This window comes from Pseudomonas sp. TMW 2.1634 (assembly GCF_001703595.1).
Classification (GTDB): domain Bacteria; phylum Pseudomonadota; class Gammaproteobacteria; order Pseudomonadales; family Pseudomonadaceae; genus Aquipseudomonas; species Aquipseudomonas fragi.
Genome location: NZ_CP016849.1, coordinates 127,969 through 143,592, shown reverse-complemented (window position 1 = coordinate 143,592; position 15,624 = coordinate 127,969). Strand labels below are relative to the sequence as shown.

Below are 15,624 nucleotides of genomic sequence, written 5' to 3'. Positions count from 1 at the left end.
CTGCAAATTTCAAGGCCTGATAGAGACGCTCAAGTTTTTACCAGTAGTTTCAGCCCATGCTGCTTTACTTATATATGTGTTCGAGCATGGAACTTAAGCGATCAGCCCATGCTCAAACGCCCCGTAGATCTACTCACAAGGAGAAACACCCCATGCGTAATACTTTTGCTGTTGCCTTGATGCTCGCTGCTTCGCTTGGCCTGGCGGCCTGCGATAAAAAATCCGAAGACAAAGCCCAGGATGCTGCTCAGCACTCTGAGCAAGCTCAAGAAAAAATGTCTGAAGCACAAGACAAAGTAAACGACGCGGCCAAAGAAAACGCCGAAGCTGCAAAAGCACAAGCCGAGTCCAACAAAGCCGCTGCTGAAGAAGCCGGCCAGACTGCTCCGGTTGCACCTGCGGCAACTCCAGAAAGCAAGTAACACGACTTTCTGCGTTATAAAACCAAGCCCGCCAAGTGCGGGCTTTGTTGTATCTGGACGTTAATGGCGACTGAGGGCATGTATAAATACACGGCCATTAAAAAAGCCCTGCATCCATTCAGATGCAGGGCTTTTTAATTGGCTCGGCTGCGCTTTTGGCGAGCCGGGCAATTACGCCATTGCTTCAACTCGTTTGCCCAGCAGGCGGTCACAGATCACTGCGCCCAGCAAGGTCACAAGACTAGGCACCAACCAGGCCAGGCCCTGTTCGCTAAAGGGCATATTGGCCAATTGGGCTGGAATCCAGTCGCCCATGCCAGCACCTTTAAGCGCATCGATCGAACCAAAGAAGAACGACACCAGCATCACCGGACCCACGATCCGCGCCTGGGCATTCCACAAGCCTTTGCAGAAGCTCAAGGCCACCAGCACGATGCACGGCGGGTAGATCGCCGTCAGCACCGGGATGGAGAACGCGATCAACTGGGTCAAGCCAAGGTTCGACACAGCCAGCGAAAACAGCGCAAGGATGATCACCAGCGTCTTGTAGGACAGTGGCAATACGGTGCTGAAGTATTCAGCGCAGGCACAGGTCAGGCCAACGGCCGTTACCAGGCAAGCCAGAGCGATCAGCACGGCCAGGAAACCGCTGCCCAGCGAGCCGAAAGTGTGCTGTACATAGGCATGCAGTACCGCCGCGCCATTGGTTGCGCCTGCTGCCACTTCATGGCTGCCGGCACCCAGGCGGAACAGGCTGATGTACACCAGCGCCAGGCCAACACCGGCGATCAGGCCGGCAATGATGGCATAACGGGTGATCAGCTTGGGCGACTCGACGCCACGGGAGCGGATGGCGTTCACGATCACGATGCCGAACACCAGTGCGCCCAGGGTATCCATGGTCAGGTAACCATTGATAAAGCCCTGGGAGAACGGGGCGGCGACGTATTCGGGGGTTGCTACGCCGACATCACCCGCAGGCAAGGCAACGGCAGCAATGCCGAGAATGGCCAGGGCGATGATTTTCAGCGGGGCGAGAAAGCGCCCTACCGTGTCCAGCAAGCGACCCGGGTACAGCGACACAAAGAACACGATCAGGAAGTACACCGAGCTGTACAGAAACAGCGCCAGCGGGCTTTCACCGGTCAAGGGGGCCAGGCCCACTTCGAAAGATACGGTGGCGGTACGCGGGGTAGCGAACAGCGGGCCAACAGCCAGATAGGCCACAGCCGCCAGCAGGCCGCCGGCGATCTTGCCGATCGGGCTGCTCAGTGCATCCATGCCGCCGCCGACCTTGGCCAGGGCAATAACGGTGACTACCGGCAGGCCGACTGCGGTGATCAGGAAGCCCAATGCGGCCATCCAGACATTAGGTCCGGCTTGCAGGCCAACGATTGGCGGGAAAATGATGTTGCCAGCCCCAACGAACAGGGCAAAGGTCATAAACCCAAGTGCCAGGATGTCCTGGCCTTTCAATACTTTCATTACGGAAATACCACACTACTGAATCGGGATTTAGAGGGGAATTTCCCGTGCGGATGTGGGAAATGCTGTCGATCCGTATAAGACCAACCCGTCTAGCGCGTGGCTTCCTTTTGGGATGCGCACGCAGAACAGCGGAATGCTGGCAAGATTACCGAGTTTTTTCCTACAACGCACTGTTAGAGGGCGGACTGTCCGATGAACGAACGCAGTTGTCGCCTGGATGACATCGAAAAATGGTTTGGTGTGATTTTCCTACCCCGAGTGGTGCAAAGCCGCACGTTGTGCGAGCGGGCTTGCTCGCGATGCAGGCGCCGCGGTCATTCAGATAAACCGCGTAGTGACCATCGCGAGCAAGCCCGCTCCCACAAGGGATTAGCCTGACCCCAAACGCACAAAGGCCACCCGAAGGTGGCCTTTGTCTGGTGTAACAGTCAGCTAAGCCAATGGCTTATTTGATTGCCCAGCCAGTCAGCTCGGACAGAGCCTTGCCGATGTCTGCCAGCGAACGCACGGTTTTAACGCCTGCGTCTTCCAGGGCAGCAAACTTCTCGTCTGCAGTACCCTTGCCGCCAGAGATGATTGCGCCAGCATGGCCCATGCGCTTGCCTGCAGGGGCAGTCACACCAGCGATGTAGGAAACAACCGGCTTGGTCACGTTTGCCTTGATGTAGGCAGCCGCTTCTTCTTCAGCCGAACCGCCGATCTCACCGATCATGACGATCGCTTCGGTCTTCGGGTCTTCCTGGAACAACTTCAGGATGTCGATGAAGTTGGAACCCGGGATCGGGTCACCACCGATGCCTACGCAAGTTGACTGACCGAAACCGGCGTCAGTGGTTTGCTTGACGGCTTCGTAAGTCAGGGTGCCGGAACGCGACACGATGCCTACTTTGCCTGGCAAGTGAATGTGACCTGGCATGATGCCGATCTTGCATTCGCCCGGGGTGATAACGCCAGGGCAGTTAGGGCCGATCAGGGTAACACCCAGTTCGTCGCACTTAACTTTAGCGTCCAGCATGTCCAGGGTAGGAATGCCTTCGGTGATGCAAACGATCAGCTTGATGCCGCCGAACGCTGCTTCAAGGATGGAATCCTTGCAGAAAGGAGCCGGTACGTAGATAACGCTGGCGGTTGCGCCAGTGGCAGCTACGGCTTCTTTCACGGTGTTGAACACTGGCAGACCCAGGTGCTCGGTGCCGCCTTTGCCCGGAGTAACGCCACCCACCATCTTGGTGCCGTATTCGATGGCTTGCTGGGTGTGGAAGCTGCCCTGCGAACCTGTGATGCCCTGGCAGATAACTTTGGTGTCTTTATTGATCAGGACGCTCATTACTTGCCCTCCGCAGCTTTAACAACTTGTTGAGCAGCGTCGGTCAAGCTGGTAGCAGCGATGATGTTCAAGCCGCTTTCTGCCAGTACTTTAGCGCCCAGATCAGCGTTGTTGCCTTCAAGGCGCACAACTACCGGGATTTTCACGCCGACTTCTTTCACTGCACCGATGATGCCTTCGGCAATCATGTCGCAACGAACGATGCCGCCGAAGATGTTAACCAGCACTGCTGCGACATTGCTGTCGGACAGGATGATCTTGAACGCTTCGGTAACGCGTTCTTTGGTAGCACCACCGCCAACGTCGAGGAAGTTGGCTGGCTTGCCGCCATGCAGGTTAACGATGTCCATGGTGCCCATGGCCAGACCAGCGCCGTTAACCATGCAGCCGATGTTGCCTTCCAGCGCTACGTAGTTCAGTTCGAACTTGGCAGCGTGCGCTTCGCGCGGATCGTCTTGCGACGGATCGTGGAAAGTTTTCAGCTTTGGCTGACGGTACATGGCGTTTGCGTCGATGTTGATTTTTGCATCGAGGCAGTGCAGATCGCCGTCAGTCTTGATAACCAGCGGGTTCACTTCCAGCAGGGCCAGATCGTGATCCTTGAACAGCTTGGCCAGACCTACGAAGATCTTGGCGAACTGAGCAACTTGCTTGCCTTCCAGACCCAGCTGGAAAGCCAACTCGCGACCCTGGAATGGCTGTGCGCCAACCAGTGGATCGATAGTTGCTTTCAGAATTTTTTCTGGAGTGTCGTGAGCGATTTTCTCGATGTCCACGCCACCTTCGGTGGAAGCCATGAACACGATGCGGCGGCTCGAACGGTCAACGACAGCGCCCAGGTACAGCTCTTTAGCGATATCAGTGCACGACTCAACCAGGATCTTGGTGACCGGCTGACCATTGGCGTCAGTCTGGTAAGTCACCAGACGCTTGCCCAACCACTGTTGTGCGAATGCTTTAGCGTCTTCTTTGCTGCGAACCAGCTTAACGCCGCCCGCTTTACCGCGACCACCTGCGTGAACCTGGGCTTTTACAACCCATTCGGTCCCGCCGATCTTGTCGCAAGCTTCTGCGGCTGCTTCCGGGGTGTCTACTGCATAACCCTTGGATACTGGCAGGCCGTATTCAGCGAACAGCTGCTTACCCTGATACTCGTGAAGATTCATGCTTTTTACCGTCTTCGTTAGGTACTGCGCATTCGGCGCTGCACTATTATTAGTGCCGCACCACCTGTGACTGCTGCTTGTACTGTTTCAACAAACCCGACAGCCGCGTGAGCGGAGCCGGGCCCGGTTAAAACAAAACAAGACTGCGTCCGGCGGAAGTTCCGCGGTGAGGCTTGCTAGCAAGGCTCACGACGGGCAAACCGCCGTGGTTTCTTATTGTCTGGTCTTAACGTTTCTTACGGTTGGCAATGTGGATGGCGCCGCCATTCACTGCCAGCGCTGCTTCGTGCAACGCTTCGGACAGGGTTGGATGGGAGAAAACCATCATGCCCAGATCCTCGGCACTGGTGCCGAATTCCATACCGATCGCGCCCTGCTGTACCAGCTCTGCAGCGCTCGGGCCAATCACGTGGACGCCCAGTACGCGGTCAGTTTTGGCATCAGCAATGACCTTGACAAAGCCACCGGTGTCGTTTGCTGCCATGGCACGGCCACTGGCTGCGAACGGGAAGGTGCCGACGTTAACCTCAACGCCTTCAGCTTTCAAGGCCTGCTCGGTTTTACCGACCCACGCGATCTCCGGGTGAGTGTAAATAACCGATGGAATCAGGTCGTAGTTCATCTCGGTCTTGTGACCTTTGATGCGCTCGACAACCATGATGCCTTCTTCCGAAGCCTTGTGTGCCAGCATCATGCCGCGAACCACGTCACCAATGGCGAATACGCCCGGTACGCTGGTTGCGCAATGATCGTCAACAAACACGAAACCGCGCTCGTCGATGGTCACGCCGCTGTCAGCTGCCAGCAACTCGGTAGTCACCGGACGGCGACCCACGGCTACGATCAGCTTGTCGAAGGTGATGGTCTGTTCGCCGTTGGCGTCGGTGTAGGTCACAACGACTTCTTCGCCGTTAACCTTGGAACCGGTCACGCGAGCGCCCAGCTTGATGTCCAGACCTTGTTTGGTCAGGGTTTTGTAGGCTTCTTTGGAAACGGCAGCGTCAGCAGCCATCAAGAAGGTGTCCAGGGCTTCCAGGACAGTCACTTCAGCGCCCAGACGGGACCATACCGAACCCAGCTCCAGACCGATCACGCCAGCGCCGATAACGCCCAGACGTTTTGGCACGGACTGGAATTCCAGGGCGCCGGTCGAATCAACGATCACGTTGTTGTCGACAGGAGCAGGTGGAATGTCGATCGGACGCGAACCCGAAGCCAGAATCACGTTCTCGGCTTCGATGATTTCAACGCTGCCGTCAGGCTTGGTCAGTTCAACACGCTTGCCGGCCAGCAGCTTGCCGTGGCCTTGCAGGGAAGTCACGCCGTTGGCCTTGAACAGGGTCGCAACGCCGGAAGTCAGACCTTTAACGATGTTGGCTTTACGGCCAACCATCGCAGCAACGTCCATCTTCACTTCACCGGTGGTGATGCCGTGGATGGCGAACGCATCCTTGGCTTCGTGATACTTCCAGGAGCTGTCCAGCAGCGCCTTGGATGGAATGCAGCCAACGTTCAGGCAAGTACCGCCCAGCGCGAGTTTGCCTTCCTTGTCGGTGTATTTTTCGATGCAAGCAGTCGAAAGGCCCAGTTGCGCGGCCTTGATGGCTGCAACGTAGCCGCCAGGGCCCGCACCAATCACTACAACGTCAAATTTCTGAGACATGAAAATAGATCCTCTATTAGCTACAAGCTGTCAGCAGCAAGCTGCAAGCCAATGCCAGACTGCTTTTTCCCGCAGCCTGGCACCTGAAACTTGCAGCCGCTTCTATTAGATATCCAGCAGCAGACGAGCCGGGTCTTCCAGCAGGTTTTTGATTGCTACCAGGAAACTTACAGCTTCTTTGCCATCGATCAAGCGGTGATCGTAAGACAGAGCCAAATACATCATCGGACGGATAACTACCTGACCGTTGACTGCCATTGGACGCTGAAGGATGTTGTGCATGCCCAGGATCGCGGCTTGCGGCGGGTTAACGATCGGGGTCGACATCATCGAACCGAAAGTACCACCGTTGGTGATGGTGAAAGTACCACCGGTCATTTCGTCGATCGACAGTTTGCCGTCACGGGCTTTTTTACCGTAGGCAGCGATGCCGCCTTCGATTTCAGCCAGGCTCATCAGTTCGGCGTTACGCAGAACCGGAACCACCAGACCACGGTCGCTGGAAACAGCCACACCGATGTCGGCGTAGCCGTGGTAAACGATGTCGGAACCGTCGATCGAGGCGTTAACGGCCGGGAAGCGTTTCAGTGCTTCGGTAGCTGCTTTCACGAAGAACGACATGAAGCCCAGGCGTACGCCGTTGTGGGACTTCTCGAACAGGTCCTTGTACTTCGAACGCAGTGCCATGATTTCAGTCATGTCCACTTCGTTGAAAGTGGTCAGCATCGCCATGTTCGACTGTGCTTCAACCAGACGCTTGGCCACGGTGGCACGAACGCGGGTCATCGGAACGCGTTTTTCCACGCGGTCGCCAGCAGCGAATACCGGAGCAGCAGCGGCAGGTGCAGCGGCCTTGGCCGGCGCAGCAGCAGGCGCGGCTTTTTTGGCAGCAACTGCAGCAACTACGTCTTCCTTGGTCACACGACCGCCTTTGCCAGTACCGGCAACGGAAGCGATGTTGATACCGTTTTCTTCAGCGATCTTGCGCGCAGCAGGTGCGGCAACAGGATCGTCTTCGCCATCGGCAGCAGGAGCAGCAGCCTGGGCAGCCGGTGCAGCGGCAGCCGCAGGGGCGGCAGCAGCAGCGCCACCTTCAACGATGGAGCCCAGCACTTCGTCGGACAGAACGGTGTCGCCTTCGTTCTTGACGATAGCGCCCAGCACGCCGTCAGCAGTGGCCAGTACTTCCAGCACTACCTTGTCGGTTTCGATATCAACGATCAGGTCATCGCGCTTTACAGCGTCGCCCGGTTGCTTGTGCCAGGTGGCAACGGTGCCATCGGCAACCGATTCCGGAAATGTTGGGGCTTTGATCTCGATAGCCATGTTCTTTGGTTCCTTAAATTCGGTTTCAGTGCGCGAAGGCGTTAAACAGTGAACGCGTCTTGCAACAGTTTTGCCTGTTGCTCAGCGTGCATCGATGCGTAACCACAAGCAGGTGCAGCAGAAGCGTCACGGCCCGCGTACTCGAGTACGAGAGACTTGTCGTGACCGCTGATGATGCGGCGCATGTGATGCTGGCTGCAGTACCAGGCACCCTGGTTCATCGGCTCTTCCTGACACCAGACAATATGCTTGGCGTTTTTGTACGGAGCCAGGACTTCAATCAAGTCGTCCTCAGGGAACGGGTACAGCTGCTCAAGACGCACGATGGCGATGTCATCACGACCTTCGGCACGGCGTTTTTCCAACAGGTCGTAGTAGACCTTGCCGCTACACAGAACGATGCGACCGACGTTGGCCGGATCCTGTGCATCGATTTCCGGAATAACGGTCTGGAACGAACCTTCGGCCAGATCTTCCAGGGTCGAGATTGCCAGTTTGTGACGCAGCAACGACTTCGGTGTCAGGACGATCAGCGGCTTGCGCAGCGGACGGATAACCTGACGGCGCAGCAGATGGTAGATCTGTGCCGGAGTGGTCGGTACGCACACCTGAATGTTGTGCTCGGCACACAATTGCAGGTAACGCTCAAGACGTGCAGAGGAGTGCTCCGGGCCCTGACCTTCATAACCGTGTGGCAGCAGCATGGTCAGACCGCACAGACGGCCCCACTTGTGCTCACCGCTGGTGATGAACTGGTCGATTACAACCTGGGCGCCGTTGGCGAAGTCGCCGAACTGGGCTTCCCAGATCACCAGCGCGTTTGGCGTGGTGGTCGAGTAGCCGTATTCGAACGCCAGGACCGCTTCTTCGGACAGCAGCGAGTCGTACAGGTCAAAGCGTGGCTGACCCTCGAACAGGTGCTTGAGAGGAATATAGGTGCCAGCATCTTTCTGGTTGTGCAACACGGCGTGACGGTGCGAGAACGTACCGCGGCCAATGTCCTGACCGGTCATGCGAATCGGGTGACCTTCGAACTGCAGGGTTGCGTATGCCATTGTTTCGGCATAACCCCAGTTGATCGGCAGGCCGCCGGCTTGCATTTTTTGACGGTCTTCGTAGATCTTCGCCACCTGACGCTGCACCACGAAGCCTTCCGGAATTTCCAGCAGCTTGGCGGACAGTTCTTGCAGGGTTTTCAGATCAAAACGAGTGTCGTGGCGAGCAGTCCAGGCGTGACCCAGGTATGGGCGCCAGTCTACGAACAGCTCTTTGTTCGGTTCCTTGACCAGACTTTTCACAACATGCAGGCCGTTGTCCAGCGCGTTGCGGTATTCGTCGATCTTGGCCTGAACGCGTTCTGCGTCGACCACTTTCTCTTGCGTCAGGCGCTCGGCATACAGTTCACGGGTAGTGCGCTGCTTGGCGATCTGCTGATACATCAGTGGTTGAGTACCGTTTGGCTCGTCGGCCTCGTTGTGACCGCGACGGCGGTAGCAGAACAAGTCGATCACGACGTCACGCTTGAACTGCATGCGGTAGTCGATAGCCAGCTGGGTCACGAACAATACGGCTTCCGGATCATCACCATTGACATGGAGGATCGGCGCCTGAATCATTTTCGCAACGTCAGTGCAGTACTCGGTGGAACGGGAGTCTTCCGGGTTGCTGATGGTGAAGCCGACCTGGTTGTTGATCACCAGGTGAACCGTACCGCCAGTCTTGAAGCCGCGGGTCTGCGACATCTGGAAGGTTTCCATGACCACGCCCTGACCTGCGAATGCAGCATCACCGTGGATGGAAATTGGCAGTACCTTTTCGCCGGTGCTGTCGTTACGACGGTCCTGGCGAGCACGTACAGACCCCTCAACCACTGGAGAAACGATTTCCAGGTGGGACGGGTTAAACGCCATTGCCAGGTGAACTTCACCACCGGCAGTCATGACGTTGGAGGAGAAGCCCTGGTGGTATTTAACGTCACCGGAACCCAGCTCGATCTTTTTCTTGCCTTCGAACTCGTCGAACAACTCGCGCGGGTTTTTGCCGAAGGTGTTCACCAATACGTTCAGGCGACCACGGTGGGCCATGCCGATAACGATTTCCTTGGTGCCGTAGTTGCCCGAACGCTGGATCAGCTCGTCCAGCAAAGGAATCAGGCTCTCGCCGCCTTCCAGGCCGAAACGCTTGGTGCCCGGGTATTTGGTACCCAGGTACTTTTCCAGACCTTCAGCAGCAGTCACGCGCTCAAGCAGATGGCTTTTGACTTCAGCCGAGTACGTCGGGCGGCCGCGTACGCTTTCGAGGCGCTGTTCAAACCAGTGGCGCTGCTCGGAATCGACGATGTGCGTGAACTCTGCGCCAATGGTGCGGCAATATGTCTGCTGCAACGCTTCGAGAATTTCGCGTAGGCTCGCTTCCTCTTTGCCGATATACAGGTCGCCGGCACGGAAGGTCGTATCAAGATCGGCATTGGTCAAGCCGTAATGATTGATCGACAGGTCTGCAGGTGCAGGACGCTGCCACAGCCCCAGCGGATCAAGCTGGGCTGCCTGGTGGCCGCGCATCCGATAGGCCTGGATCAATCGCAGCACTTCAACCTGCTTCTTCTCGTGCTCACTGCTCACGCTCCCGGCAGAAACCGGTTGGGCGCGGCGCTGGTTCTTTGCCAGCAGCACGAAATGGTCGCGGATTGTGGAGTGCGAAACATCGTTGGCAGAGTTGCCTTCAACAGGCAACGTCTGAAATTTGGTGCGCCATTCTTCTGGCACAGCGTTAGGGTCGTGCAGGTAGAGCTCATAGAGCTCTTCCACATAGGCAGCGTTACCACCTGAAAGATAGCCGCTGTTCCACATGCGCTGCATCACGCTTTCTTGCATGCTTGGTCACCCTCGGTTAGGGGACACCATCGACGAGAACACCAGAGCATGCTTGAGAAAGTCCGAATACAGCGACTAAAACAAGCCACTTAGGATCACGCTGATAGTCCGGGTACCAGCCCGGATGCCCCTGCTGGTCTCATTTCTTCAAAATAAGAGCCGCAGCTTTATGAGCTGTTGCTCAGGTTATAACTACGGCGCCGGTTGAAGCCTGCGCCGTAGCATCTACGGTTACAGCGGTGCTGCGGTACTGCTTTGGATCACACGCCGCTTTGCAGCAGCATGCTACGCACGTGACCGATGGCCTTAGTCGGGTTCAGGCCCTTCGGACACACGTTTACGCAGTTCATGATCCCGCGGCAGCGGAATACGCTGAACGGGTCATCCAGTGAAGCCAGGCGTTCGCTGGTCCGGGTGTCACGGCTGTCAGCCAGGAAACGATAGGCTTGCAGCAGTGCAGCAGGGCCCAGGAACTTGTCCGGGTTCCACCAGAAGGACGGGCACGAGGTCGAGCAGCAAGCGCACAGGATGCACTCGTACAGACCGTCGAGCTTTTCACGCTCTTCTGGCGATTGCAGACGCTCGATGGCCGGAGCCGGCGTGTCGTTCTGCAGGAACGGCTTAACTTTCTCGTATTGCTTGTAGAAGATGCTCATATCAACGACCAGGTCACGGATAACCGGCAAACCTGGCAGAGGACGAACGATCAGCTTGTTGCCTTTAACGACAGCGGACAGCGGCGTTACACACGCCAGGCCGTTCTTGCCGTTGATGTTCATGCCGTCGGAGCCGCAAACGCCCTCACGGCAAGAGCGACGATAGGAGAAACCCTCGTCCTGCTCTTTGATCAGGGCCAGTACGTCCAGCACCATCAGGTCTTTACCGTTGGTATTGACCTCGAATTCCTGCATGAACGGAGCGGCGTCCTGATCAGGGTTGTAACGATAAACACTGACTTTCAACATATCGGCCACCCTTAGTAAGTCCGAACCATAGGTTCGAAGGTCGGAACGGTTTTCGGCGAGAAGTTCACCGCACGCTTGGCTACGCGCTTGTCACCCGGGAAGTACAGGGTGTGGCACAGCCAGTTAACGTCGTCACGATCTTCGAAGTCTTCACGGGCGTGAGCACCGCGCGATTCCTTACGAACTTCAGCAGCGATTGCAGTCGCTTCAGCCACTTCGAGCAGGTTTTGCAGCTCAAGGGCTTCGATACGGGCCGTGTTGAACGCCTGGCTCTTATCGTTGATTTTCACGTTGGCGATGCGCTTGCGCAGGTCAGCCAGCTGGGCAATACCCTTCTGCATGTATTCGCCAGTACGGAATACACCGAAGTAGTTCTGCATGCAGCTTTGCAGCTCTTTACGCAGGGTAGCCACGTCTTCGCCGTCGGTACGCGAGTTCAGGCCGTCCAGACGTGCCAGGGCAGCGTCGATGTCGGACTGGCGTGGACGGGCGTAATCAACGCCTTCTTTCAGGGTCTGTTCCAGGAACAGGCCGGCAGCACGACCGAATACCACCAGGTCGAGCAGCGAGTTGCCGCCCAGACGGTTGGCACCGTGTACGGATACGCAAGCCACTTCACCCACTGCAAACAGGCCAGGGATGATCTGGTCGTTGCCGTCGGCGTCCTGGGTGATCGCCTGGCCATGAATGTTGGTAGCAACGCCGCCCATCATATAGTGGCAAGTCGGAACCACTGGAACTGGAGCCAGAACCGGGTCAACGTGTGCGAACGTTTTCGACAGTTCGCAGATACCTGGCAGGCGGCTGTGCAGAACTTCTTCACCGAGGTGATCGAGTTTCAGCATCACGTGGTCGCCGTCAGGACCGCAACCGTTGCCCGCGATGATTTCCTTAACCATCGAGCGAGCAACTACGTCACGACCGGCAAGGTCTTTGGCGTTCGGAGCATAACGCTCCATGAAACGCTCGCCGTGCTTGTTGATCAGGTATCCACCTTCACCACGGCAACCTTCGGTAACCAGTACACCGGCGCCGGCAATACCGGTCGGGTGGAACTGCCACATTTCGATGTCCTGTACCGGCACGCCAGCACGCAGCGCCATGCCAATACCGTCGCCGGTGTTGATCAGTGCGTTGGTAGTGGACGAGTAGATACGGCCTGCACCGCCAGTCGCCAGTACGGTCGCGTTAGCGCGAACGTAGGAGGTCTCACCGGTTTCGATGCAGATAACGATCATGCCGACGAAATCGCCAGCCTCGTTTTTAACCAGGTCGACACCGTAGTATTCGTTCAGGAATACAGTGCCGGCCTTGAGGTTGGCCTGGTACAGGGTGTGCAACAGTGCGTGACCGGTACGGTCGGCTGCAGCGCAAGTACGCGCAGCCTGGCCGCCCTTGCCGAAGTCCTTGGACTGACCGCCGAAAGGACGCTGGTAGATACGACCCTGTTCGGTACGGGAGAACGGCAGACCCATGTGCTCGAGTTCGAACACGGCTTCCGGACCTACGGAACACATGTATTCGATAGCGTCCTGGTCACCGATATAGTCGGAACCCTTGACGGTATCGTACATGTGCCAGCGCCAGTCATCGTTTGGATCTGCAGACGCGATCGCGCAGGTAATGCCACCCTGAGCCGATACGGTGTGCGAACGAGTCGGGAAAACCTTGGTGATTACGGCAGTCTTGTGACCGCCTTGAGCCAGCTGCAGAGCAGCGCGCATGCCAGCACCGCCGCCGCCAATGATGATGGCGTCGAACGAAAGTGTATTAACTGTGTTAGCCATGAATCAGATACCCCAAAGAATCTGCACACCCCAGACGAAGTAAGCGAACATTGCAACGCCGCAGACTGCCTGGAAGAGGAAACGTACTGCTGTCGCGGACTTGCCCAGCGCCATTGGCGTCAGGTAGTCGGTCGCGATGGTCCACATGCCGACCCAGGCGTGAGCGCCGAGTGCAACAAGGGCCAGCAGGCTGAAGATACGCATCCAGTTGCTTGCGAACAGCTCATGCCATTGGGCGTAGCCAATGCCTGGGTTCGCAACGAGGTACCCGATCAGGAAAATGAAATAAGCCGCTAGAACAACCGCAGACACACGCTGTGCCATCCAGTCATAGAGGCCCGAACGCGACAGGTTCGTAACGCTGGTTACCATATCCAAACTCCCGCCAGAACAATCATCACCACGGAAATGACGATTACGATTTTCGAGCCCAGTCGGCCGCCTTCAAGCGTCTCACCGATGCCCATGTCCATGATCAAGTGGCGCACACCGGCAACCAGGTGATACAGCAAGGCAGAGAGCAGGCCCCACGCAACGAATTTGGCCAGCGGACTGGTCAAGCATGCCTTCACCTCGGCAAAGCCTTCTTCCGAACCCAGGGATTTGCTCAATGCATAAAGCATGATGCCCAGGCCGAGAAAAAGAATAATGCCCGATACACGGTGCAGAAATGACGTAACGCCGGTGATGGGGAGTTTGATGGTCCTTAGGTCTAGGTTTACAGGTCGTTGGCTATTCACGGCTTTTTTCACACTGAAGAGCCCCTAACAATCAGGGCAAGTTTGTTGGGATGCGCACTGGTCAGGTACCCACCACCCGGGAGTGACGACCCCCATCTAAACAGGCCCAAAAGCCTCTGGCGGTCGGCTGCCGAGTATAGACAGTTAGGTTACTAATGACAACGCAAACACCCACCCCCTAATAGCGCATTGCGCTCGGGCTATAAAAGGCGTAAACGGCAGGGATAATCGCGAAAAAATGCTTCTCAAAGCCTTGTACAGCAAGACTTTAGGCAAATTGACATTCGAATTTATCTCACTATAGTGGTGCGGGCCCTGCGTGGGGGGTCTGTCTGATGATTTCAAGCATAAATAGGAGGCCACATGGCTGACAAAAAAGCGCAGTTGATCATCGAGGGCGCAGCCCCCGTCGAGCTGCCCATTTTAACTGGCACCGTGGGTCCCGATGTAATCGATGTGCGAGGCCTGACGGCCACGGGCCGATTCACATTTGACCCTGGCTTCATGTCGACTGCATCTTGCGAGTCGAAGATCACCTATATTGATGGTGACAACGGTATCCTGCTGCACCGCGGCTACCCGATCGAACAGCTGGCCGAACATTCTGATTACCTTGAGACCGCTTACCTGCTGCTGAACGGCGAACTGCCGACCGCAGAGCAGAAGGCTCAATTTGTCAGCACCGTGAAGAACCACACCATGGTTCACGAGCAGTTGAAGACCTTCTTCAACGGCTTCCGTCGTGACGCCCACCCGATGGCGGTCATGTGCGGTGTAGTCGGCGCCCTCTCGGCCTTCTACCACGACTCCCTGGACATCAATAACCCGCAGCATCGTGAAATTTCCGCGATCCGCCTGGTTGCCAAGATGCCAACCCTGGCCGCGATGGTTTACAAGTACTCAATGGGTCAACCCATGATGTACCCGCGTAACGACCTGACCTACGCCGAAAACTTCCTGCACATGATGTTCAACACGCCGTGCGAGATCAAACCGATCAGCCCGGTACTGGCCAAGGCGATGGACAAGATCTTTATCCTGCACGCCGACCACGAACAGAATGCCTCGACCTCTACCGTGCGTCTGGCGGGCTCTTCGGGCGCCAACCCGTTCGCCTGTATTGCTGCCGGTATTGCTGCACTGTGGGGCCCTGCCCACGGCGGCGCCAACGAAGCCGTGCTGACCATGCTCGACGAAATTGGCGATGTGTCCAACATCGACAAGTTCATCGCCAAGGCCAAGGACAAGAACGATCCGTTCAAGCTGATGGGCTTCGGTCACCGGGTTTACAAAAACCGCGACCCACGCGCCACAGTGATGAAAAAGACCTGCGACGAAGTGCTCAAGGAACTGGGGATCCAGAACGATCCGCAACTCGAACTGGCCATGCGCCTGGAAGAGATCGCCCTGACCGACCCGTACTTCATCGAACGCTCGCTGTACCCGAACGTCGACTTCTACTCGGGGATCATCCTCAAGGCGATCGGCATTCCGACCAGCATGTTCACCGTGATCTTCGCCCTGTCGCGTACAGTGGGCTGGATCTCGCACTGGAAAGAAATGCTCTCCAGCCCGTACAAGATTGGCCGTCCACGCCAGCTGTACACTGGCTACGAGCAGCGTGACATCACCAAGCTGGAAGACCGCAAGTAAGGCCTGTCCCACGACAGCGTCCTGATTGCAGACAATACGGCCTCTATTTATAGAGACCGTATTTTTTTGTGCCCATGATTTTTGATTGCCGCGAAGCCCTCAAAGCCTGATGTTGGCCTGATCCACTGTGGGAGCGGGCTTGCCCGCGATGGCATCACCGCGCTTTGCCTGCCAGACCCTATCGCCTGCATCGCAGGCAAGCCAGCTCCCACAA

Annotated in this window: 12 protein-coding genes; 2 read left to right on the top strand and 10 right to left on the bottom strand. The window is 56.8% G+C overall.

Annotation, left to right across the window (positions count from 1 at the left end; genetic code table 11):
- Positions 1-152 precede the first annotated feature (152 nt).
- Entirely contained in the window at positions 153-422 is a 270-nt protein-coding gene (locus tag BFC21_RS00700; protein ID WP_016780176.1) for a hypothetical protein, read from the top strand.
- 171 nt (positions 423-593) lie between these two features.
- On the opposite strand, the gene brnQ is transcribed toward BFC21_RS00700, so the two are convergent.
- The 10 genes from brnQ to sdhC form a co-directional block, all read right to left on the bottom strand.
- Positions 594-1,907 (bottom strand): branched-chain amino acid transport system II carrier protein, encoded by a 1,314-nt coding sequence (gene brnQ, locus BFC21_RS00695; RefSeq protein WP_088379392.1) that lies wholly within the window; start codon positions 1,905-1,907, stop codon positions 594-596.
- Positions 1,908-2,355: 448 nt separating this feature from the next.
- Positions 2,356-3,237, bottom strand: coding sequence for a succinate--CoA ligase subunit alpha (gene sucD, locus BFC21_RS00685; RefSeq protein ID WP_095004169.1), 882 nt, complete (start codon positions 3,235-3,237; stop codon positions 2,356-2,358).
- Positions 3,237-4,403: an ADP-forming succinate--CoA ligase subunit beta gene (gene sucC / locus BFC21_RS00680; RefSeq protein ID WP_016780173.1), complete on the bottom strand. Its 1,167-nt coding sequence runs from the start codon at positions 4,401-4,403 to the stop codon at positions 3,237-3,239. Before sucC ends, sucD begins: the two co-directional genes overlap by 1 nt.
- Before the next feature lie 226 nt (positions 4,404-4,629).
- Positions 4,630-6,066, bottom strand: coding sequence for a dihydrolipoyl dehydrogenase (lpdA, locus tag BFC21_RS00675; RefSeq protein WP_016780172.1), 1,437 nt, complete (start codon positions 6,064-6,066; stop codon positions 4,630-4,632).
- Between the two features lie 105 nt (positions 6,067-6,171).
- Complete coding sequence (gene odhB, locus BFC21_RS00670; RefSeq protein WP_088379390.1) at positions 6,172-7,392, bottom strand: 2-oxoglutarate dehydrogenase complex dihydrolipoyllysine-residue succinyltransferase; 1,221 nt, start codon at positions 7,390-7,392, stop codon at positions 6,172-6,174.
- A gap of 41 nt (positions 7,393-7,433) precedes the next feature.
- Positions 7,434-10,265, bottom strand: coding sequence for a 2-oxoglutarate dehydrogenase E1 component (locus BFC21_RS00665; protein ID WP_020467780.1), 2,832 nt, complete (start codon positions 10,263-10,265; stop codon positions 7,434-7,436).
- A gap of 260 nt (positions 10,266-10,525) precedes the next feature.
- Entirely contained in the window at positions 10,526-11,230 is a 705-nt protein-coding gene (locus BFC21_RS00660) for a succinate dehydrogenase iron-sulfur subunit (protein WP_088379389.1), read from the bottom strand.
- 11 nt (positions 11,231-11,241) lie between these two features.
- Positions 11,242-13,017, bottom strand: a complete 1,776-nt coding sequence (gene sdhA / locus BFC21_RS00655; protein WP_016780168.1) for a succinate dehydrogenase flavoprotein subunit — start codon at positions 13,015-13,017, stop codon at positions 11,242-11,244.
- A 3-nt stretch (positions 13,018-13,020) separates the two neighbouring features.
- On the bottom strand, positions 13,021-13,389 hold the full coding sequence (gene sdhD / locus BFC21_RS00650; RefSeq protein WP_003446906.1) for a succinate dehydrogenase, hydrophobic membrane anchor protein: 369 nt from the start codon (positions 13,387-13,389) through the stop codon (positions 13,021-13,023).
- Entirely contained in the window at positions 13,383-13,769 is a 387-nt protein-coding gene (sdhC, locus tag BFC21_RS00645) for a succinate dehydrogenase, cytochrome b556 subunit (protein WP_088500128.1), read from the bottom strand. The genes sdhD and sdhC overlap by 7 nt, the downstream gene beginning before the upstream one ends.
- 351 nt (positions 13,770-14,120) lie before the next feature.
- Here sdhC and gltA point away from each other — a divergent pair, with 351 nt between their 5' ends.
- The gene (gene gltA, locus BFC21_RS00640) at positions 14,121-15,410 is read left to right on the top strand and encodes a citrate synthase (protein WP_016780166.1); all 1,290 of its coding nucleotides are present in this window, start codon (positions 14,121-14,123) and stop codon (positions 15,408-15,410) included.
- Positions 15,411-15,624: the final 214 nt, after the last annotated feature.

What these genes read in the sequence shown, in the direction of transcription:
- sucC (WP_016780173.1), bottom strand. Translation starts at nt 4,403, where the DNA reads ATGAATCTTCACGAGTATCAGGGTAAGCAGCTGTTCGCTGAATACGGC.
- lpdA (WP_016780172.1), bottom strand. Translation starts at nt 6,066, where the DNA reads ATGTCTCAGAAATTTGACGTTGTAGTGATTGGTGCGGGCCCTGGCGGC.
- BFC21_RS00700 (WP_016780176.1), top strand. Translation starts at nt 153, where the DNA reads ATGCGTAATACTTTTGCTGTTGCCTTGATGCTCGCTGCTTCGCTTGGC.
- brnQ (WP_088379392.1), bottom strand. Translation starts at nt 1,907, where the DNA reads ATGAAAGTATTGAAAGGCCAGGACATCCTGGCACTTGGGTTTATGACC.
- sdhA (WP_016780168.1), bottom strand. Translation starts at nt 13,017, where the DNA reads ATGGCTAACACAGTTAATACACTTTCGTTCGACGCCATCATCATTGGC.
- odhB (WP_088379390.1), bottom strand. Translation starts at nt 7,392, where the DNA reads ATGGCTATCGAGATCAAAGCCCCAACATTTCCGGAATCGGTTGCCGAT.
- BFC21_RS00665 (WP_020467780.1), bottom strand. Translation starts at nt 10,265, where the DNA reads ATGCAAGAAAGCGTGATGCAGCGCATGTGGAACAGCGGCTATCTTTCA.
- BFC21_RS00660 (WP_088379389.1), bottom strand. Translation starts at nt 11,230, where the DNA reads ATGTTGAAAGTCAGTGTTTATCGTTACAACCCTGATCAGGACGCCGCT.
- sdhD (WP_003446906.1), bottom strand. Translation starts at nt 13,389, where the DNA reads ATGGTAACCAGCGTTACGAACCTGTCGCGTTCGGGCCTCTATGACTGG.
- gltA (WP_016780166.1), top strand. Translation starts at nt 14,121, where the DNA reads ATGGCTGACAAAAAAGCGCAGTTGATCATCGAGGGCGCAGCCCCCGTC.
- sucD (WP_095004169.1), bottom strand. Translation starts at nt 3,237, where the DNA reads ATGAGCGTCCTGATCAATAAAGACACCAAAGTTATCTGCCAGGGCATC.